21 protein-coding genes are annotated in these 19,722 nt (G+C 70.5%); 9 read left to right on the top strand and 12 right to left on the bottom strand.

The genetic code is table 11. The features are described 5' to 3' along the window. Positions 1-12: 12 nt before the first annotated feature. From ACIRQP_RS17060 to ACIRQP_RS17050, 3 genes are all read right to left on the bottom strand, one after another. The gene (locus ACIRQP_RS17060; protein WP_403890015.1) at positions 13-1,143 is read right to left on the bottom strand and encodes a cytochrome P450; all 1,131 of its coding nucleotides are present in this window, start codon (positions 1,141-1,143) and stop codon (positions 13-15) included. Positions 1,144-1,717: 574 nt separating this feature from the next. Continuing rightward, positions 1,718-2,731 carry a Gfo/Idh/MocA family protein gene (locus ACIRQP_RS17055; protein ID WP_403890012.1) on the bottom strand — a complete coding sequence of 338 codons (1,014 nt, stop codon included), beginning with the start codon at positions 2,729-2,731 and terminating at the stop codon, positions 1,718-1,720. Further along, positions 2,728-3,711, bottom strand: coding sequence for a Gfo/Idh/MocA family protein (locus tag ACIRQP_RS17050; protein ID WP_403890009.1), 984 nt, complete (start codon positions 3,709-3,711; stop codon positions 2,728-2,730). Before ACIRQP_RS17050 ends, ACIRQP_RS17055 begins: the two co-directional genes overlap by 4 nt. Positions 3,712-4,560: 849 nt before the next feature. Here ACIRQP_RS17050 and ACIRQP_RS17045 point away from each other — a divergent pair. Then, positions 4,561-5,724: an acetamidase/formamidase family protein gene (locus ACIRQP_RS17045; protein WP_403890006.1), complete on the top strand. Its 1,164-nt coding sequence runs from the start codon at positions 4,561-4,563 to the stop codon at positions 5,722-5,724. Between the two features lie 798 nt (positions 5,725-6,522). On the opposite strand, the gene ACIRQP_RS17040 is transcribed toward ACIRQP_RS17045, so the two are convergent. The 3 genes from ACIRQP_RS17040 to ACIRQP_RS17030 are packed head-to-tail and all read right to left on the bottom strand — an operon-like array spanning position 6,523 to position 8,520. Continuing rightward, positions 6,523-7,395, bottom strand: coding sequence for a haloalkane dehalogenase (locus ACIRQP_RS17040; RefSeq protein ID WP_403890003.1), 873 nt, complete (start codon positions 7,393-7,395; stop codon positions 6,523-6,525). A 31-nt stretch (positions 7,396-7,426) separates the two neighbouring features. Then, entirely contained in the window at positions 7,427-7,831 is a 405-nt protein-coding gene (locus ACIRQP_RS17035) for a pyridoxamine 5'-phosphate oxidase family protein (protein WP_403890000.1), read from the bottom strand. After that, positions 7,828-8,520 carry an NAD(P)-dependent oxidoreductase gene (locus tag ACIRQP_RS17030; RefSeq protein WP_403889997.1) on the bottom strand — a complete coding sequence of 231 codons (693 nt, stop codon included), beginning with the start codon at positions 8,518-8,520 and terminating at the stop codon, positions 7,828-7,830. Before ACIRQP_RS17030 ends, ACIRQP_RS17035 begins: the two co-directional genes overlap by 4 nt. 76 nt (positions 8,521-8,596) lie before the next feature. On the opposite strand from ACIRQP_RS17030, the gene ACIRQP_RS17025 reads away from it, so the two are divergent. Then, positions 8,597-9,253 carry a TetR/AcrR family transcriptional regulator gene (locus ACIRQP_RS17025; protein WP_403889994.1) on the top strand — a complete coding sequence of 219 codons (657 nt, stop codon included), beginning with the start codon at positions 8,597-8,599 and terminating at the stop codon, positions 9,251-9,253. Between the two features lie 23 nt (positions 9,254-9,276). Here the strand turns inward: ACIRQP_RS17025 and ACIRQP_RS17020 are convergent, their stop codons facing one another. Continuing rightward, positions 9,277-9,603: a hypothetical protein gene (locus tag ACIRQP_RS17020; protein WP_403889991.1), complete on the bottom strand. Its 327-nt coding sequence runs from the start codon at positions 9,601-9,603 to the stop codon at positions 9,277-9,279. 91 nt (positions 9,604-9,694) lie between these two features. Between ACIRQP_RS17020 and ACIRQP_RS17015 the strand changes: the two genes are divergently transcribed. The 7 genes from ACIRQP_RS17015 to ACIRQP_RS16985 all read left to right on the top strand — a co-directional run bounded on the left by ACIRQP_RS17015 (position 9,695) and on the right by ACIRQP_RS16985 (position 15,233). Continuing rightward, positions 9,695-10,249 carry a recombinase family protein gene (locus ACIRQP_RS17015; RefSeq protein WP_403889988.1) on the top strand — a complete coding sequence of 185 codons (555 nt, stop codon included), beginning with the start codon at positions 9,695-9,697 and terminating at the stop codon, positions 10,247-10,249. Continuing rightward, a complete protein-coding gene (locus ACIRQP_RS17010; RefSeq protein WP_403889985.1) occupies positions 10,246-10,590 on the top strand; it encodes a hypothetical protein in 345 nt (114 codons plus the stop codon). The genes ACIRQP_RS17015 and ACIRQP_RS17010 overlap by 4 nt, the downstream gene beginning before the upstream one ends. A 411-nt stretch (positions 10,591-11,001) precedes the next feature. Further along, on the top strand, positions 11,002-11,994 hold the full coding sequence (gene dhaK, locus ACIRQP_RS17005; RefSeq protein WP_403889982.1) for a dihydroxyacetone kinase subunit DhaK: 993 nt from the start codon (positions 11,002-11,004) through the stop codon (positions 11,992-11,994). Between the two features lie 101 nt (positions 11,995-12,095). Next, positions 12,096-12,737 (top strand): dihydroxyacetone kinase subunit DhaL, encoded by a 642-nt coding sequence (gene dhaL / locus ACIRQP_RS17000; RefSeq protein ID WP_403890059.1) that lies wholly within the window; start codon positions 12,096-12,098, stop codon positions 12,735-12,737. Further along, positions 12,734-13,144 carry a PTS-dependent dihydroxyacetone kinase phosphotransferase subunit DhaM gene (locus ACIRQP_RS16995; RefSeq protein WP_403889980.1) on the top strand — a complete coding sequence of 137 codons (411 nt, stop codon included), beginning with the start codon at positions 12,734-12,736 and terminating at the stop codon, positions 13,142-13,144. Before dhaL ends, ACIRQP_RS16995 begins: the two co-directional genes overlap by 4 nt. A gap of 105 nt (positions 13,145-13,249) precedes the next feature. Continuing rightward, on the top strand, positions 13,250-13,540 hold the full coding sequence (locus ACIRQP_RS16990; RefSeq protein ID WP_403889977.1) for a hypothetical protein: 291 nt from the start codon (positions 13,250-13,252) through the stop codon (positions 13,538-13,540). A gap of 97 nt (positions 13,541-13,637) precedes the next feature. Then, a complete protein-coding gene (locus ACIRQP_RS16985; protein ID WP_403889975.1) occupies positions 13,638-15,233 on the top strand; it encodes an SDR family oxidoreductase in 1,596 nt (531 codons plus the stop codon). Between the two features lie 121 nt (positions 15,234-15,354). Here ACIRQP_RS16985 and ACIRQP_RS16980 read toward each other — a convergent pair whose 3' ends face one another. The 5 genes from ACIRQP_RS16980 to ACIRQP_RS16960 form a co-directional block, all read right to left on the bottom strand. After that, positions 15,355-16,338: a M56 family metallopeptidase gene (locus ACIRQP_RS16980; protein ID WP_403889972.1), complete on the bottom strand. Its 984-nt coding sequence runs from the start codon at positions 16,336-16,338 to the stop codon at positions 15,355-15,357. 4 nt (positions 16,339-16,342) lie between these two features. Then, positions 16,343-16,858: a BlaI/MecI/CopY family transcriptional regulator gene (locus tag ACIRQP_RS16975; RefSeq protein WP_403890057.1), complete on the bottom strand. Its 516-nt coding sequence runs from the start codon at positions 16,856-16,858 to the stop codon at positions 16,343-16,345. A gap of 319 nt (positions 16,859-17,177) precedes the next feature. Next, positions 17,178-18,497: a cation:proton antiporter gene (locus ACIRQP_RS16970; protein ID WP_403889969.1), complete on the bottom strand. Its 1,320-nt coding sequence runs from the start codon at positions 18,495-18,497 to the stop codon at positions 17,178-17,180. A 6-nt stretch (positions 18,498-18,503) separates the two neighbouring features. Beyond that, positions 18,504-18,989 (bottom strand): cation:proton antiporter regulatory subunit, encoded by a 486-nt coding sequence (locus ACIRQP_RS16965; RefSeq protein ID WP_403889966.1) that lies wholly within the window; start codon positions 18,987-18,989, stop codon positions 18,504-18,506. Positions 18,990-19,410: 421 nt separating this feature from the next. Continuing rightward, positions 19,411-19,701 carry a DUF3040 domain-containing protein gene (locus ACIRQP_RS16960; RefSeq protein WP_403889963.1) on the bottom strand — a complete coding sequence of 97 codons (291 nt, stop codon included), beginning with the start codon at positions 19,699-19,701 and terminating at the stop codon, positions 19,411-19,413. Between the last annotated feature and the right edge of the window lie 21 nt (positions 19,702-19,722).

The raw sequence follows: 19,722 nt of genomic DNA, 5'->3' as shown, positions 1-19,722 counted from the left end.
AGAGAGGAAAGCTCACCAGGAGACGGGCAGGTTCTCCACCGCGAAGACAGACCCTTTGAGCCGCAGCGGTACCTCATCGATCGTGGCCGCCAACCGGAGGCCGGGAAACGCCTGGAGGAGAGCCGACAGACCGGCACGCAATTCGACACGCGCCAGGTTTTGGCCAAGGCACTGGTGGATACCGAAGCCGAACGCCACGTGACCCGCGGCGTCTCGACCGACGTCCAGCTTCTCCGGGCATTCGAATTTGGCCGGGTCGCGGTTGGCCGCGGGCAGTGACACCGTGACGGTGTCCCCCTTCTTGACCGTTTCACCGTTCAGTTCGATGTCCTCCAACGCAGTACGGTACGTCTGGTACTGGTTGACGGTGATGTAGCGGAGCAGCTCCTCGATCGCGGTGTCGAGTGCCGCCGGGTCCGCGCGGACCGAGGCCAGCTGATCCGCGTGGTGCAGCAGAGCGAAAACGCCCACGGACAGCGCGCTCTCCGTGGTCTCGTAGCCGGCGAACAGCAGAAGAACGACAATGTTGCACAGCTCTTCGGTGGTCAACTGCCCCTCGGCGATCAGGCGGCTGAGCAGGTCGTCCTCGGACTGCTTTCGCTTTCTCCCGATGACCTCGGTGAAGAAGGAGCTCGCCCGTTCGAAAGCGGCTGCGAACTCCTCCGGCTTCGAGTCCGGGTCGTGCTGGAGCGTCGGTGCGTGTTCGAACTCCGCACGTTCGCTGTAGGGCAGGCCGAGCAGCTCGCACAGCGACCTCAGGACCAGCGGTTTGGCGAAGTTCGTCACCAGGTCGGCGGGCGCCCCGCACTCGCGCATGACGTTGATCTGCTCGGCGGCGAATGCCTCGACGCGCGATTTCAGCCGGCTCGTTCGACGGACGGTGAACTCACCCGTCAGCAGTCGCCGGTACCGGGTGTGATCGGGCGGGTCCATGTGAATGAACATCCCCGGGATCTTCGGGTGGTTCGGCACCAGCTGTCCTTGGTGCGTCACGGGGAAGTGACCGATTTCCAGGCTGTGGCTGAACCTCGGATCGCCAAGCACCTTGCGTACCAGCTCGTGGCTGGTGGCGATCCAGCCGAGGTGCCCGTCGGGATAGACCATTCTCGCGAGGGGACGCTCGTCGCGCAGGGAATCGAACACGGAAGGAGGATCGAATTGATGAGTCCGTGCCCATGGCACCTCGAAGGAAATTGCCTCGTCCATGGAACGCCCCCCACTCGAAATGAACTCCAACATTTGTTGCATCACAACCGTGTCGTTCAAGAACGCGGACATGGGACTGGGGACCGAGCAGTCGAATCGCGGAGACATGAAATGCGCACTGCGCGCATGTGGTCTTCAATCTCTTGGAGTCACACTAGACGACCCACGACCACGCGACATCCCTCAACCTGGTAGGCGCATCCGCAACACTGGACCACCGACGCCACACTGTCCGGTCAGGACACACGCTGCGGCCGACCTGCCCATCGGGTGGGGCACCGTGACGGACAGCGCGCCACCACCGCCCATCCGTGACCCGCCTCTACCGGGCAGAGGGATGTCGCGTGGTCATGGCTCGTCCGGCCTGAGGTCACACATCCGGGCCTACGTCGCCGCGGAACGAACCGCACACCACCGCGGAGCGTGCGAACAGGCCTTCGTCCTGACGACAGGTCGGAGAAGTCCGACGGCGCGGGCGCCACTGACGGCCTGCGAGGATCCCCGATTCCGGTCAAGCCCGTCCCGATGTCTGAGGCACGGCCAGATCAACGGGACGGCCGGTGTGCACCGATTCGTAGGCCGCCTGGATGATCCGCAGCGTACGCACCCCTGCTGCACCGTCCGGGCCGGCTCCGTGCCCCTTACCGACTGCGGCGATGAATTCGCTGAGCATGACCGAATTCACGTCAGGTCCGCCTGTTTCCCACCATTCACCGGCCGTGGCGCCGTCGAATCCACTGAGCAGCCGTGGGGTGGCGTTCAACTCCACACTCCCCCGGTCACCGACGAAGGTCATGGTCGGTCCGCCTTCCTCCGGCCGGTTCGCGGACAGACTCCAACTGCAGTCGACGGCCGCGACCGTCCCGCTCGAATAACGCACACTGACGAGTGCCGCGCTCTCGACGCCCGGCTCTCCGCCGAGGATGCTGTTCGCCTGCGCGTATACCTGCTCCGCCGGCTCCCCGCCGAGGACGGCGTCCACCATGTCGAGCAGGAATGCCGCATTGGCGGCCAGCGCTCCGCCGTCCGCGGGTTCCTGAGTCGCCGACCGACCAGGGGTGTGGTAGGTCCCGTGAATGGTCATCAGTTCGCCCACGACATCACCGTCGGCGATCGCTCGGCGCACGGCGGAGAACGCCGGACTGAAGCAGGCCGGGGACGCGAGAGTCAGCCGCACCCCCGCATCCGCGCAGGCATCCACCATGGCCTGCGCGGAGGTTTCCTTGGGAGCGAGGGGGTGCTCACACAGCACCTGTGCCCCGACGTCGGCCGCCCGCTCGACCAGTTCCCGACGGCGGGCGATCTCACTCGTGACCACCACGGCATCGGGGCGTAGCGCGAACACCTCGTCCCAGCCGCCCCCATACGGTGCGCCGAGCCGCTCGGCCATGGATTGTCCCCGAGCCGGATCACCCGGCGGACCGTCCGGATCCGCGGTGACCACGTCAACGCCCGGCATGGCGCGCAACAGCCGGACGTAGGTCGCGGCAGAGGCATGGGCGAACGACAACACGGCGACCTTCATGCGATCCCCTTCACGGGCAGCTCCACTGCGCGCCCCGTCCATGCGGACTCCGCCGCGGCCTGGGTGATACGGACAGCGGCCAGCGCGTCCCGGGGCCCCAGACGCGGCTCGGGACCGCCCATGAACGCCTGGGCGAACTCGCGCATTTCGGCGACGAACGGCGATTCCCCGAAGTACTGGAAGGTCCCGGCCGCCTCACCGGTCACCTGGACCTCTTGGGGCCTCTCGGAGTCGTACTGCACCGTCCCGCCGGTACCCGACACGTGGAATGTCACGCGCACGGGTGGGGACTGCTCCGCCGTCCAGCGACTCACGATCCGGGTGAGCGCACCACTGGCATGGGTGAGAACGGCGGTTCCGACCCCGACGGCCCCCGCTGGGGCCGGTGTGGCGATGTCGCCCTGGTAGTAGGCATGTGCCCGCACGACATCCCCGAAGATCCAGTAGGCGATGTCGGCACCGTGCAGCATCTGATCCGTCAGGATCCCGCCCGCCTCCGCGGACACGTGGCCGGTCCACGGCCGCGGGTGGTAACCGGTCACGGTGAACAGGGCGACCGCGCTCCGACCCAAGCGGCCTGCCGCCACCAGATGGTGGAGCCGGGCGAACGGCGGGGAGAAACGGACGTCGTGGGCCGGATGGAGCCGCACGCCGGCCCGCTCCGCCGCGGCGACGATCTCCTCAGCCTCAGCGATGTCGGCCGACAGCGGCTTCTCGCACACCACCCCCACACCCGCGGCGATGGCGGCGAGGGCTATTTCGTGGTGACTGCCGGTCGGGGTGCAGATGTCCACGACGTCCGCCCCGTCCAGCGCGTCGGCCAGGGAGCCGACAGCCCTGGCACCGAATTCGCGTGCCAGGGCTTCGGCGCGGCCGTCGTCGGAGTAGACGCGAACGGACGCCCCGGCACGGACCCAGGCATCCAGGTGCAGACGAGCTATCAGTCCCGCGCCGATCAGTGCTGCCTCAAGCTGCCGCATGGCGTCCCCAGCCCTTCTTCCCCATGGTCTTCACAGGCAGGCCCTGCTGGGAAAGCCGCATGTTCAGGTGCCACGCGGCAAGGCCGACTCGGGTCGGGTCGCCGGACATACGAAGTCCACGAAATCCTTGAACGCCTCGCCCGACGATCCGGTGGCGCACCAAGCCGTGCCTGGTATCGACCACCTCGCCCGGGAACGCACCAGTCTCCGCACGAGGGACCACCGCGGGCCGTGACGCGTCGGCGTCCTCCGGTACCTCTCCGGCTGGATTCAGACCCGGCCTGTACGCCTCCTGGCATGTCTCCTCGAAGAACGAGCTTCCGACTGTCAAGTGAAGTCCTCCGGTGGACTGCTGCTTTCGGGTATCGAACCGAGACAGTCACTCCCGTGGCTGCCGACGTCTCACACGTCTGGAGCCTGATCAGTTTCACCCACGCCGCTCCTCCGGGCCATCACCAACGTGGGTAGTGCCGTCGGGTGTTGAACCTGGTGCACCGCGCAGGACGGCCACCGTAGTGGCGTTCGCCGCGGCGATACGCACCCGCGCCGTGGCCGAGGCGATCGAGGTCTTCGGCATGCTGATGTCCGGCCTGGCCCACACCTCCGCGAACCTGGCCACCAAGCAGCGCATGCGTACCCTGGGCGACCTGGACGCCGCCGCTTTGATGCTGCGCGAGGCGTGGATCACCCGACTACCAGGCCACCAAGCTACGTCGGCCGCGTGCGGTAACCAACCCGGCACCATAGCGCCGCACGGTTCTCACCGGCCGAGCGGCTCTTGCGCGCCCGGAATCTTTCCTGCTCCAACGGGTAATCCCAGCACCCGCCCCTTTCTTCGGAGGTCCTTGCGTGAACTCCCCCAGATCACTCGGCCGTGCGAAGTCCACGGCACTGGCCCGGTCCATGTTCAGGCGGCGCAACCTGCTGCGCGCGGCAGGTGCGAGCGGCGCCGGTCTCACCCTCGGCGCGGCGCTGTCCGCCGGCACCGCTTTCGCGGCGGAGGCCGCGCGAGCCGGGTTTGGCAAGCAGCGCTACGACGTGCTGCTCAGGACGAGCAAGGAGACGGCGCTGTGGGGATGGTTTCCCACCAGCCGTCCGTCGGTCCTGACCGTGAAGTCCGGGACCGTGGTGAAGATCGACGCTGTCAATCAGTCCGGCGTCTCGGACGCGCGGGGCCCCGTGGCGTACTTCGAGGCGCTCGGCGTCCCCGGCGACCGGGTACTTCCCGAGCTGGAAGAGATCCACACGATTCCCCGTACCCCAGGGTCCAGCGGCCACGTCCTCACCGGCCCGCTCTACATCAAGGAGGCCGAACCGGGGGACGTCCTTGAGATCCGCATCCTGGATGTCTCACCGCGTGTGCCGTACGGAATCAACAGCACCGGCCCCGGAAGCGGTGTCCTGCCGAACCTGCTCAGCGAACGGTCGACCCGGCTGCTCACGCTCGACAAGCACAACAAGTACTATCAGTTCGCGCCCGGTATTCGGGTGCCGTTCAAACCGTTCATGGGAATCACCGGCGTTGCGCCGCCCACCGAGGCGGGCTTTGTCTCGGCCAACCCGCCCAACCGGTGGGGCGGCAACCTCGACGTGCGTGACCTCACCGCCGGCTCGACACTGTTCCTGCCGGTGTTCCAGCCCGGAGCACAGTTCTACACCGGTGACAGCCACGGCGCGCAGGGCCACGGTGAGATCGACCAGACCGCGATCGAACACTCCATGTCGCTGACCGCTCAGTTCATCGTGCGCAAGGGCGCCGGCCTGGAGTACCCACGAGCCGAACTGCCCGACCACATGGTGTCGATGGGCATCGACGCGGACCTCGACATCGCACTGCAGATAGCCGCCACCCAAGCCATCGGCTTCCTCCGCGATGCCACCAAGGGCGCGCTCAGCGCCGCCGACGCGTACGCGCTGTGCAGCGTTGCCGTGGACTTCATCATCGCCGAGGCCGTGGACGGCAACAAGGTCGTCGCCGCGTACATCCCCAAGTCACTGCTGCCCAAGCGATAGGGAGATCCCGCCAGGGCGCGGGCCGGAGCCCTCAGCTTGTCCTACCTTCCGAGCGTGGGCCTGAGGCGGTCATTCGTAAGATCGTCGCGCCCAGGGGTTCCGGGTATGGCTGTGAGCTTGTCGACATTGGATGGCTCAAAGAACTTGGCCGCCCGGAGCCCCGCGACGACTCGACCGCTGTGTAGGTACTGGTCGATCCGGGGATCGGCCTGCACCCGCCGCTCCAGCAGGATCCAGGTCGGGCTGCGAGAACCCGGACATCTGCGCGTGGCCGGACTCCGACTCCAGCGGATACTCCGACCCGCCCAGTGTCCGACCAGACCCGTCCGCGAAGCTGAACCGCTGCCCGTCCAGGCCCCAGGGGTCGAGCATCCCGTCGAGTTCGGCTCCCATGCCGAGCTGCCGCAGGACCCGTTGGACGTCATGGCTCATGGCCACGGCGCGCGGCAGAGGGTAAGGCTGCGCCCACCGTTCCGGTGCCGTTGCGCAGGTACACGATGCGCTTGCCGCGATATCGAGTATCTCGGTGACGACGAGGAATGGACCTTCGCGATCGGGGTGTCGGGTAGTCGGCGCCGGTCCAGTGCTCCAGCTCGGCCACCACTCCCGCCGGGAACAGCACACTCATGGTGTCGTTGCCGTCCTGGGTGCAGGGCTTCCAGGAGCTGGCCGGGAGGCGGCATCCGAGGGTTTCCGTTCGCTGAGGCGTTCGACGGTAACGGCGATCGCGGCGCGTACACCCGTCGGCGGCAGCTCAGCCGGCCCCGGAACGACCGGCACCGCCGTGATTGAGGACACCTACTGGCGCGCCAGCCCATGGCGGTCGGCCCAGGCGTTGATCGCCGTGGCCAGTTCCTCGGGGCGGTCCTCCGGGGAGTGGTGGCCGGCGAGGCCGTGGCGGGAGACTTCCAGGCCCGCGATGTTCTCCTCGCACCAGGCCACGGCCCCTTGGTCGGTCATCGCGCCCGGGCCCGGCTCGAACGCGACGAGCAGCTTGGGGACGTCGGGGCTGGCGGCCAGCCAGGCGTCGTAGCGCTCGACGCGGGCCACGACGTCGGCGGGCTCGGCGTCCAGCGGCATCATGCGCGTCCACGCCAGTACCGGGCGGCGGCTGTGCGGGGTCGGGAAGGGCCGACGGTAGACCTCCAGATCGGCAGGGTCGAGCGGGGTGGCGAGCGTGTCCGGGAGACCCTCGATGAACAGCGACTTCTCCAGGATCATCTCCTCGCCTACCCCGGCGGTGCGCAGGAGGGTGAACAACTCCCGCCCGGCCGCCGGAAATTCGTCGCCGACCAGCGGCTTGACGATCGTCTCGGTGAAGGAGAGGCCGCGGACGGTGCCCGGCAGGCGGGCGGCGCGGTCGAAGGCGAGCGCGCCGCCCCAGTCGTGGCCGACGAGGACGGCCTCGGCAAGGCCGAGGGCGTCGAACCAGGCGTCGAGGTAGCGGGCGTGGTCGTCGAAGGAGTAGGCGAGGTCGGGCTTGCCGGAGTCGCCCATGCCGATGAGGTCGGGGGCCAGAAGGCGGCGGCCGGGCGCGGCCACACCCGGAAGGACGTTCCGCCACAGGTGGGAGGAGGTGGGATTGCCGTGGAGGAAGACGAAGGGCAGCCCGTCGGGGTCGCCTGACTCGCGGTAGTGGAGGGTGGACTCGAGGACGGGGAGGGCGGGCATCGCGGTGTCACTTCGCTTTCATTAGGGGGATTCAGAGGTTGAGGCTCAGGACGCGGTCGACGGCGATCTCGACGACGACCAGGTCCAGCGGGGCGGGCGGAGCCGTGCGGTAGCGGACGGTGTAGCGGCGGACCGCCTCGGCCAGGCGCGCGGGGTCGCCGGTGACGGCGGCCCCGCCTTCGAGGGTGACCCAGCGGAAGCCGTCCGCCTGGCAGAGCGCGACACGGGCCGCCGAGCCGCCCGCCGCCACGTTCCGGGCCTTGTGGGCTCCCGCCCGAGTGGCCACCCAGACCAGGCCGGTGGCCACGTCGAAGGTGAAGCGGACGGGGGTGACGTGCGGGGTGCCGTCGGAGCGGAGGGTGGTGAGGGTGGCGGTGTGGGGGCGAGTGAGGAACGCCTTTGTGGCGGCAGGGAGTTCGACGGTCGCCCGGCTCACTTCTTCTTCACCCCTTCGTTCCAGATCAGCTTGGCGATGTTCGGCTGCACGGCCGTGGTGATGACGCCCATGGCCGTACGGACGTACCGCCGCTCCTCCAGCTCGCGCAGCATGCTCGCGGCGAGGTCGGCACGGGCGGTGAAGACGCCGTCGGCGCTGGTTTCGGCGGTGTGGTAGTCCGTGACGACGGGGTGCTCGAAGAGGCCCGAGGGCCGGACGAGGGTCCACTCGAGGTCCGTCTGACGGATCACGGCCTCCATGCGGCGCATGTCCTCGTGGAGGGTGCGGCCGAGACGTCGGTTCACGAGCGGGTCGAGCACCTGGTTGAAGAAGTGCGCGCCGGTGGGACGCCAGTTCGGGTCGGCGATGCTGGAGCTGACGGCGAGCAGCCGCTTGACGCCGTGGCGGGTCATGGCCCCGGTGATGGCCGTGGCGCTCGCCGAGTACGTGGTGATGGTCTCCTTGCTGAAGCGCGCACCCAATGCGGAGAGGACGGCGTCCGTCCCGCCGATCGCGGCGTCGACAGCCGCCGGATCGGTGGCGTCGGCGACGGCCACGACGAGGCGGGGCCGCGCAGGGAGGGAGCCGGGGCGGCGGGTCACGGCGACGACCTCGTGGCCGGCGGCGAGGGCCTGGTCGGTGAGATGGCGGCCGGTCGGTCCGTTGGCGCCGAAGACTGCGATACGCATGATGTCGGGTCATCCCTTCGTGTGGTTCCCGGAACGCCCTTGACTGTGCCGATCACGAAACGCAGGCTCAACGCTGATGAATAACGCCGCCCCTGCCTCCGCCCGCACCCGAGGCCGCCCCCGCGGCAACCCGCCGACCCGCGAGTCGATCGTCTCGGCGGCCCGTGCGCTGTTCCTGGAGCGCGGCTACCGGCGTACCACCCTGCGCGCGGTGGCCGGGGCCGCCGGAGTCGACCCGGCGCTGATCGCGTACCACTTCGGCTCGAAGAAGGGCCTGTTCGCGGACGTCATGCAGTTCCAGTGCGCCAATGCGCTGGCGGTGGACGATGTCCTCGGCGGCGACCCGGACACCCTCCCCGACCGCCTGATCGACGCGGTGACGGACCTGTGGGAGGACGCCGACTTCCTCCAGCTCACCGCCCAAGGCGACGAGGCCGCCGAGGTGATCCGCGAATACCTGGAACGCGAGCTGCTGGCCCGACTTGTTGAATTTCTCGGCGGCCGGGACGCGACCGCCCGCGCCACGGCCGTGGTGACGATCCTCGGCGGCCTCATCTACACCCGCTACCTCAACCCTCTCCCCACCCCCGCCGCCCTCACCCCGTCCGAGACCCGCCACATCCTCACCCCGGCGCTCCGCGCGGCGCTGGCCCCGAGGCCCCGCACCGCGGCAACCACCAGAGCAGGCTTTCGGGACTCACCGACCTCCGGCGGAGGCGCCGTCCGGCCTTGACCACCTCAGCGCCTCCGGTGCGCCTACCCCTGTAGGTAGCGGTGCAGTGAGGTTTTCGGGATGCCGGTCTTGGTGCTGATCTCCCCGTAGCCGGCGCCCTGGGCCTTGAGCAGGCGCGCGTACTCGATCTTGTCGGCGGGGTGGGCGACGGGGCGGCCGATGCGACGACCTGCGGCTTCGGCGACGGCGCGGGCGCCGGCAGCGCGTTCGGCGGTGAAGGTGCGTTCCGTTTCGGCGAACAGGACCAGCAGCAGGAAGGCAATGTGGCCCATGCCCTCGGCGGCGGTGTTGATCGGCAGTGCGGCCCCCGCGCGCTCCCCGTGCCGGACCGGCAAGGGCAAGGTAGCCAACCAGTACCACACCGCCCGCTTCCGCCTCGTGCCTCAGTTGGCCAAGGGTGCTGAACGTGCCGACCCCGGCCGTCCGTAAGCCGGGGTCCATGTGGACCGAGCTGCCCCGGCCTGTGCGCGCCGGCGCCGAGCCGGTCGGGCACGTCATACTCGGGTACGCCCGTGCCTCGACCGCGCGGCAGTCCTGGACGCCCAGCTCCACTCTCTCGCCGAGGCCGGGGTCACCCGGGTCTTCTCGGAGAAGATCTCCACCCGTGCCACTAAGCGCCCCGAGCTGGAGGCCGCCGTCCAGCTCGCCGGGGAGATCCGCTCTTCCGGTGTCGCCGTCACCCTCGTCGTGCACGAGCACAAGCGGCTGGGCCGCGGCATCGAACTCGCCATGCTCGCCGAGGAGCTGAAGGCGAGTGACGTCGGCCTGGAGTTGCTCACCGGGGAGCTGAAGGGCTCGCACGACCCGTCCGGCATCGTGTTCACCGTGCTGGCTGCCATGTCGGGCATGGAGCGCGAGTACATCCGAGACCGCACCCTGGAGGGCCACGAGAGCGCGCGAAAACGCGGCAAGACCATCGGCGGCGCCAGCGTCGCAGACGCGCACTCCGCCACACGATCCTGGACGACCTGCTCCCGCCCCGACGGGAGCGGGTGAGCACTCGCAAGGTCAAATCACCGATCTCCCGCTACAGCGAGCGACAAGGCGATGGACGGCCCGACGCCAGCCGCACCGTCACCGGTCTCGTCATCACCGTCCTCGAACCCCCCGATCCGCAGCCCGTGCTGCCCACCCGTTCCAGGGACGACCGCCACACCACTCCCACCCAGCGACGCAGGCATCGGATCCTGGCCCTGCTCCAGGAAGACCCCACCCGTCTCCGGCGCCCCCGCGACATTGCCGCACACTTCGGGGACGTCACCCTGGACACCATGTACAGACAGCTCTCCCGATGGGCCGAGACCGGACTCATCCACAAAATCAGCCTCGGCCTCTAGGCCGCCACCACATGGACGTCAACTCCCCTTGCGTGACCTGCGAAAACACTAACTACCCGGCCTTGGGGCAAGGCCTATCCGCCCTGAATCCGATGGTGTGGATCAACAGCGACCCGCCTCACCCGAATAAATGTACGTCGCCGTCGGTAACAAGCCCTTGTGCCCCAGGCCGTGCCGGGTGGTGAGGTTGGATCGATACTGGATCCGAACGTCGGACCGCCGCGGAGCGTTCCCACTCGCGACCCAAGGAGCTGACCATGCGTCAGGACCGTCGGTACGGGGTCGGCGTCAGTACCGCCGGAAGCCGCTTCGGACCGCCGGGGACCGCCAAGATCAGAGCGTGGCCACAGACGGCATGACCTGCGGAAACCATCGCCAGAGACACAGCTGCTGCCTACCGGGGAGACAACCATGAAGATGCTCATCAATGTGCCCGAGACGGTCGTCGCGGATGCCCTGCGGGGTATGGCCTCCGCTCATCCCAGGCTCTCCGTCGATGTGGACAACCGTGTGGTGGTACGGAGCGACGCGCCCGTGGCGGGGAAGGTGGGGCTCGTGTCCGGGGGTGGGTCCGGGCATGAGCCGTTGCATGCCGGGTTCGTCGGGCCCGGGATGCTCTCCGCCGCCTGTCCCGGTGAGGTGTTCACGTCTCCCGTGCCCGATCAGATGGTGCGGGCCGCCGCCGCTGTCGACAGTGGGGCCGGGGTGCTGTTCATCGTCAAGAACTACACCGGGGACGTCCTGAACTTCGACATGGCCGCCGAGCTGGCCGAGGACGAGGGCGTACAGATCGCGAAGGTGCTGGTCAACGATGATGTGGCGGTGACCGACAGTCTGTTTACGGCGGGGCGGCGCGGTACGGGTGCGACGTTGTTCGTCGAGAAGCTGGCGGGGGCCGCGGCCGAGGAGGGGCAGCCGCTGGAGCGGGTCGAGGCGATCGGCCGGCGGGTGAACGAGAGCGCGCGGAGCTTCGGTGTCGCGCTGACCGCCGTCAGCACGCCCGCCAAGGGCAGCCCGACCTTCGACCTGCCCGAGGGCGAGCTGGAGCTGGGTATCGGGATCCATGGCGAGCCCGGCCGTGAGCGGCGCGCGATGATGACATCGCACGAGATCGCGGACTTCGCCGTGAACGCGGTGCTGGAGGATCTGCGGCCGTCGGGCCCCGTGATCGCTCTGGTCAACGGCATGGGCGGCACACCGCTGCTGGAACTGTACGGATTCAACGCCGAGGTGCAGCGGGTGCTGGGCGAGCGGGGCGTCGCGGTGGCCCGTACGCTCGTCGGCAACTATGTGACTTCGCTCGACATGGCAGGCTGCTCGGTGACTCTCTGCCAGGTGGACGAGGAACTGCTGCGGCTGTGGGACGCGCCGGTCGAGACCGCCGCGCTCCGCTGGGGCCGCTGAGTACCGACGGGAACCCGGCACGGCAGGGACGGACAGCAGGGTCGGCAGGGCACCGACCCACGGGGCGAGGAGATCACGTGACCGATCAGAATCCCGGCCGGATGCTCGACACCGGCTTCTTCCGCGGCTGGCTGACCGCGACGGCGGCCGCGGTGGAGCGTGAGGCGGACCGGCTCACCGAGCTGGACTCGGCCATCGGCGACGCGGACCACGGAAGCAATATGCAGCGCGGTCTCCGGGCGGTCGTGACCGCGCTGGAGAAGGAGCAGCCGGCCGGCCCCGGCGCCGTACTGATGCTGGCGGGACGCCAGCTCATCTCCACAGTGGGCGGCGCGGCCGGTCCGCTGTACGGGACGCTGTTGCGGCGCACGGGCAAGGCACTCGGCGACGCCACCGAGGTGACGTCCGCGCAGCTGACCGAGGCCCTGCGTACGGGGGTGGCGGCGGTGGCCCAGCTGGGCGGGGCGAAGGCGGGCGACAAGACGATGCTGGACGCGCTGGAGCCCGCGGTCGAGGCGCTCGGCACCTCGTTCGCGGCGGCGGCGGAAGCGGCGGACCGGGGAGCGCTGTCGACCGTCCCGCTCCAGGCGCGCAAGGGCAGGGCGAGCTATCTGGGCGAGCGGAGCATCGGGCACCAGGATCCGGGGGCCACTTCCTCCGCCCTGCTGATCGGCGCGCTCGCGGAAACGGCGGAGGCGGCGGGAGCGCCAGGGGCGGCAGGGGCGGCAGGGGCGCTGGAATGAGCATCAAGGCGCCGGTGGGCATCGTCCTGGTGTCGCACAGCGGGCCGGTCGCCGTAGCCGTCGCCGCGCTGGCGCGGGGGCTGGCGGCCGGCGGTGCGACCGCCCCGGTGGCGGCGGCGGGCGGCACCCCCGACGGCGGGCTCGGCACCAGCTCCGAGCTGATCGTGGCCGCGGCCACGGAGGTGGACCGGGGGGCGGGGATCGCGATCCTGGTGGATCTCGGCAGCGCCGTGCTGACGGTGAAGTCGCTGCTCGCCGAGGGGGACGAACTGCCGGAGGGTGCCCGGCTGGTGGACGCGCCCTTCGTGGAGGGCGCGGTGGCCGCGATGGTCACCGCCTCGGCCGGCGGCGACTTGGACGCGGTGGCCGCCGCGGCGGCGGAGGCGTACCAGTACCGCAAGGAATGACCAGTGGACGAGCCGGTGGACGAGCCGGTGGACGAGCCGGTGAATGAGCCGGTGGGCGCCCCGGCGCGTGAGCGGACACACCGGGACGACCCGCCGAGGTGACGCATGGGCACATGGGCACATGGACGCACGGACGCACGGACGCACGGGGAGTTGCCCGGGGCGACCGGCAACGCGGCGCGGACGCGGGTGGTGGACCGTCCCGGCGCCTGGTATGTCAGACGGGTGGTGGACCGCGCTCCCGGCGATCCGGTGGTCGGAGCCGCGTTCCGCGCCGCCTGCGCGCTGACCGCGCCGGTCAGCGGGCTCTTCGCGCCACGGATGGCGCGCGCGGTGCTGTTCGGGCCTCCCCTGCCGGCGCCGGCGGATCCGGCCCGTCGGCCGGAGAGCGCGTAAGCGCGTGATCCGCGGTCGCCTTGCAGCCCCTCCGTTCCGGGCACAGGCTCATTCCTGAGGAACCTCGAACGGAAACCCTGGAAGTGGGGTGCGGCGCATGACATCGGACGAGTCGGATCTCCCGGCCGCCTCGGAGCGAGCGGTCTCCGGCGCGAGGGCCGCCACGGAACCCGGCGAGGGCGCGCGCTGTCTGGTCACCGGTGCCACGGGATACCTCGGCGGCCGGCTGGTGCCCGAGCTGCTGGACGCGGGCCATACGGTCCGCTGTCTGGCCCGGTCGCCCGGCAAACTGCGTGATCACCCCTGGGTCGGCCGTACCGAGGTGGTGCGCGGCGATGTGACCGACCCCGAGTCCGTCGGGGCGGCCATGGACGGTATCGACGTGGCGTACTACCTGGTGCACGCGCTGGGTACGGGACGGGACTTCGCGGCCACGGACCGGCGGGCCGCCCGGATCTTCGCGGAGCGGGCCAAGGCGGGGGGCGTACGGCGCATCGTCTATCTCGGCGGTCTCACCCCGGCCGGGGTCCCCGAGCGTGAACTCTCCCCGCATCTGCGCTCGCGCGCCGAGGTCGGCCGTATCCTCCTCGGCTCCGGCGTGCCGACCGCGGTGCTGCGCGCCGCGGTCGTCATCGGCTCGGGGTCCGCCTCGTTCGAGATGCTGCGCTATCTGACGGAGCGGCTGCCGGTGATGGTGACGCCCAGCTGGGTGCGTACGTCCATCCAGCCGATCGCGGTCCGTGATGTGCTGCGCCTTCTCGTGGGCTGCGCCCGGCTGCCCGCCGAGGTCTGCCGGGCCTTCGACATCGGCGGCCCCGACGTGCTGACGTACCGGGACATGATGCGGCGGTACGCGGCGGTGACCGGGCTTCCCCGGCGGCTCATCCTTCCGGTGCCCGTCCTGACACCGGGGCTGTCCAGCCACTGGATCGGTCTGGTGACGCCGGTCCCCCCTTCGATCGCCCGGCCGCTGGCGGAGTCCCTGCGCCATGAGGTCATCTGCCATGAGCGGGACATCACCCGGTACCTCCCCGATCCGCCGGGCGGTCCCATTCCCTTCGACCGCGCGGTCGAACTCGCCCTGCGGCGTATCCAGGACGCCCAGGTGACAACCCGCTGGTCGTCCGCGTCCGTACCGGGCGCACCGAGCGATCCGCTGCCCACCGACCCCGACTGGGCGGGCGGCAGCCTCTACACCGACCGCCGCGAACTGACCGTGGACGCGTCGGTCGCTTCGCTGTGGTGCGTCATCGAGGGCATCGGCGGTGACAACGGCTGGTACTCGTTCCCGCTCGCCTGGGCGGTACGGGGATGGCTCGACCGGTTCGTCGGCGGGGTCGGACTGCGCCGGGGCAGACGCGATGCCGCGCGGCTGCGGGTCGGTGACTCGCTGGACTTCTGGCGGGTGGAGGAGATCGAGCCGGGCCGGCTGCTGCGGCTGCGCGCGGAGATGCGGCTGCCGGGGCTCGCCTGGCTGGAGCTGCGCGTGGACCGGGACGACCGGGACCGCACGGTCTTCCGGCAGCGGGCGGTGTTCCATCCACGGGGGCTGCTCGGCCACGCCTACTGGTGGAGCGTCTCGCCGTTCCACGCGGTGGTGTTCGGCGGGATGGCCCGCAATATCGCGCGGGCGGCCGAGGCCCATGAAGCGGCCACGGCCGAAGTCGGGGCCGGGGAGCCCGCGCGGACCTGACCGCGACAGCGGGCAGGACCTCACGGCGGGCAGGACCTGACGGCGGGCGCGGGCGTCGGCGCGGGCGTCGGTACAGGCGCGCGGTCCTGGCCGCCGGTCGCAGGGGCGCGGCGGCCTTCCGTCAGAGGGGCGTGGCGGCCTTCAGCAGGAGGAAGAGCGTGACGGTCGCGTTCGCCGAGGACAGGGCGGAGCCGAGCGTTCCGGCAGCCGCCGCCCAGACCGCCAGCCCCACCGCCGTGAACATCGGTGGCCAGCGGACGGCCGAGGGTTCGGGCCCCAGCAGCGCGGCCACCCTGCGCGGCACCGGTCCCGGCCCCGGTCCCGACGCGGCGAAACCGGCCAGGGTCGGCGTGGGGGTGGCCCGGGAGACCAGCGCGGCCTTGCCGATCGCGCGGGCCACGACCGTGCGCTCGCCGGTGACCTTGGCCGCCTCCTCGTCCGCCCAGCGTTCGGTGGTGTACGCCACCGCCGACCTGAGTGGCCGCAGCAGCGGATTGGCCCGCGCGGCGAGCCGTACCGCCAGCAGGAACCGGTGGTGCCTGCCGCTGAGATGCGCGTGCTCATGCGCGATCAGGGCGGTACGTTCCCGGTCGTCCAGGCACGCGAGCATGGCCGTGGAGACCACGATCCGCCCCCGAGCGGCGATGCCGGAGCCGACGGCGGGCCCGGTGGCGGCCCGGGGGCCGGGGAGTGCGTAGGCGTACGGCGCGTCGTCGGTCAGTACGGCGAGTTCGCCGTCGGGCAGCCCGGCCAGCGCGCGCTGTGCGCGGCGGCATACCCGGCGGTGGCGCCCGGCGGCGGCCGCGCAGCCGACGGTGACCCCGGCCAGGGCGATGATGGCCACCTTGCCCGCTATCTCGTCGTACGGGACCGCCTCCCTGACTTCCGGGTCCGACCAGCCGTCCGGCAGGGGATTGCCCGGCAACTGCGCCGTACCGACCACCACCAGCAGCCCCAGACAGAGGGTGCTGCACAGCGCCAGGACGCCGGCCAGCGCCGACAGCAGCCGGGTGGCGACACGGGGATGGAGATGGACCTCGGCCAGGCGCGCGATGGGCAGTGCGGTCAGCGGCAGGACGAGCGGCAGAAAGACGAACAGCCCCATTCCGTCAGGCCCCCGCCCCGTCCTCGGGCGCGTCCCTGGAGCCGCCCTCGGAATCGGCTTCGGGCTGGAATCCTGGGCCGGGCTGGAATTCGAGGCCGGGGCCGGGGCTGTCCTCGGGGAGGACGAGCAGGTCGCGCAGCAGCCGCTCGTCGTCCGGGGAGAGCGCGGTGACGAATCGCGCCAGCACGGCCTCGCGGTCCGTTTCCCCGTCCAGCACCTTGCGCATCCGGAGGGCGGCGAGCCCCGCCTCGTCCGAGGCCGCGCGCCACTCGAAGGAGCGGCCGGCGCGCTCCCGTGTCACCGCGCGCTTGGCCTGGAGCCGGGTCAGGATCGTCATCACCGTGGTGTACGCGAGTGTCCCGCCGATCCGGTCCTGCACCCAGGCGGCCGTGACGGGCCCCGGCGCCTGCCGCAGCGCGGTGAGTACCTGGGCCTCCAGCTCGCCCTGACCGCGCCGGCGGGGACGCTCGTCCGGACTGCCGTGCACCCTCACGATGTCTCCCTCCTGCCGCGCCGCCATATCCGGGGGCAGGTCGTACATGCTACCGAGCCCGCGTCCCCCGGTCTCACGAGGCGTACTCCCGGACTCTTCTACAGTCCTGTAGATTTTGATTCGGATCACCGGTCCGGCTCGGCTCAGGGGGGGCTGCCTGGGAGTTTTCCTGTCCGGGCCTGCCGGTATCGCGGCAGATTTCGGCGTCGGGTGCCGGCACCAGGCCGGACACCCGGCACCGGCACCGCAGGGGCACAGGGCGCAGGGGCGCGCTTCCTGTGCCCCGTTTCCGTTGTTCCGGAGCCGCACCGGTGTTCCGGAGCGGTGCCCCGGAGCGGCTCCGGGCTCAGGGGTGGCTGGGCGCCGCGTCGTTCGCTTCCGTGGCGGGCGGTTCCGCTACGGGCGGTTCCCCCCCGGGCGGGGCGGACGCCACCGGCGACGCGGAGGCGGCAGAGGCGGGCGCGGCAGAGGCAGCAGCGGCCGGTGTGGGCGCGGGGGCGGGCGCGGCAGGAGCGCGCTTACGGGTGAGGCGCCGGGCCAGCGGTTCCGTCCAACGGGCCGCCAGCGGGCCGAGGATCACCAGGAGGAGTACGTACGCGGTGGCCAGCGGCCCGATCCGCGGCTCCACCCCGACCGCCAGTCCCGCGATGACGATGGAGAACTCACCGCGCGCCACGAGCGTGCCGCCGGTGCGCCAGCGGCCGGCGGTCCGCACTCCGGCCCGCCTGGCCGCGTACCAGCCGGTGCCGATCTTCGTCAGGGTGGTGACGGTCGCCAGGATCAGGGCCGGCACGAGGACCGGCGGAATGGCGGCCGGGTCGGTGTTCAGACCGAAGAAGACGAAGAAGACGGCGGCGAACAGATCGCGCAGCGGGGCCAGCAGGTTGTGCGCGCCCTCGGCGACCTCGCCGGAGAGCGCGATACCGACGAGGAACGCGCCGACGGCGGCGGAGACCTGGAGTTCCTGGGCGACTCCGGCGACCAGGAGCGTGAGACCGAGGACCACCAGGAGCAGCATCTCCGGGTTGTCGGAGGAGACGGCACGGCTGATCAGCCGCCCGTGACGCAGGGCCAGGTAGAGGACGGCGCCGACCGTGCCGAGCGAGATCAGCAGCGTGAGACTCCCGCCGGCGAGGCTGAGTCCGGCGAGCAGCGCCGTGAGAAGCGGCAGATAGACGGCCATGGCGAGGTCTTCGATGACCAGGACACCGAGGATCACGGGTGTTTCGCGGTTGCCGAGCCGGCCGAGGTCGCCGAGGACCTTCGCGATCACGCCGGACGAGGAGATCCAGGTGACACCGGCCAGGGCCACCGCGGCGACCGGGCCCCAGCCCAGGATCAGCGCGGCGGCGGCGCCCGGTACGGCGTTCAGTACGAAGTCGACGATGCCGGAGGGGTATTGGGTCTTGAGGTTGGAGACGAGTTCCGAGGCGCTGTACTCCAGCCCCAGCAGGAGCAGCAGCAGAATGACGCCGATCTCCGCGCCGGTGGCGACGAACTCCTCGCTCGCGTTGAGCGGCAGCAGCCCGCCGTGGCCGAAGGCGAGCCCGGCGAGCAGATAGAGCGGAATGGCGGAGAAGCCCACCCGGCCCGCGAGCCGGCCGAGTATCCCGAGGCCCAGGATGATGGCCCCGAGTTCGATGAGCAGTGCGGTGGTGTTGTGCACGGGCGCTTATCCTCCGGTGATCAGTTCGGCGACGGCGTCCACGCCTTCCCGGGTGCCGACGACGACGAGCGTGTCCCCCAGGGCGAAGCGGAAGTCCGGGGTGGGTGAGGGAAAGGCGTCGGTGCGGCGCAGGACGGCGACGATCGAGGCGCCCGTGCGGGTCCGCATCCGGGTGGCGCCGAGTGTCCGGCCCACGTACGGGGACCGCTTGGTGATCTGGATGTGCTCGGTGAGCAGATCGATTTCGAGATGCTGGTGCAGATGGGCGACGGGATCGGGCGTCAGGAGCTTGGAGAGCGCGGTCGCCTCGTGCGGGGCGAGCGTCGCGGCGTCCCGGCAGTTGTCGTCGTCCTCGGGATCGTGGAAGGCGAGGATGCGCCGGCCGTCCTGGTGCACGACGACCGACAGATGCTTGCCCGCGTCGGTGCTGAGGTCGTAGCGGGTACCGACCCCGGGCAGGGCGGTTTTGCTGACGTGAGCTGTGGGCTCCATGGGAACGCTCCATGCGGGCGTGGGGTGTCGGTGTGCGGGCACGGCGGCCCCGCGGACGGGCCCACCTGGCGGCCGGGCGTGACGGTGCGTCGCCCACCACCAGACAGTGATTCCGGGTCACGCGTCATGCGCCGTGCGAAAGCACCGTCGCGGAAGGCAACGGTGCGGGCAACTCCGGTAAGGGCACCCGCGACGGGACCGACGCGGCGTCGGTCGATCCGGCGCGGCGGACAGGCAGGGGAGCGCGCATATGGAAACCGCCCCCTCAGGCCCCGCGTGACCGACCGTTCGCCCGGAATCAATGCCATGGGCACACCAACACTCAAGGGAGCGTTGGTCACCCGCTCGCCATTTTAACGTAAAATAAAATGTGAGGATTGGGCCTTACGAGAGGAAAAGAGCGATCTGTCCGTGGACAGGGCTATTCCGAAGTGCGGGCGATGCCCCGCCGGACGCGGCTCCGGTCGGGGTCGAAGAGATGGGCGGCCGCGCCGGCCAGCACCAGTCCGCCGGCGATGAGAAGTCCATGGCCGACGACGACGCCCAGAACGAATCCGCCGAGTGCGACGGCCAGCAGCAGCCAGGCGACACCGTACCGGTACTCACGCGGAGGGCAGGGGGAGCCGGACTCCAGGGCACGCGCGAACCGGGGATCGTCCTGGCGCAGCCGCGTGGCGAGATCGCCGAGTCGCCGGTCTTCGAAGGCTGCCACGGGTTCCCTTCCCTTCGGGTC

Origin of the sequence: Streptomyces sp. NPDC102274, from assembly GCF_044766385.1 — a bacterium.
In the GTDB taxonomy this organism is placed as follows: Bacteria; Actinomycetota; Actinomycetes; order Streptomycetales; family Streptomycetaceae; genus Streptomyces.
This window is presented reverse-complemented; position numbering and strand designations above follow the sequence as displayed.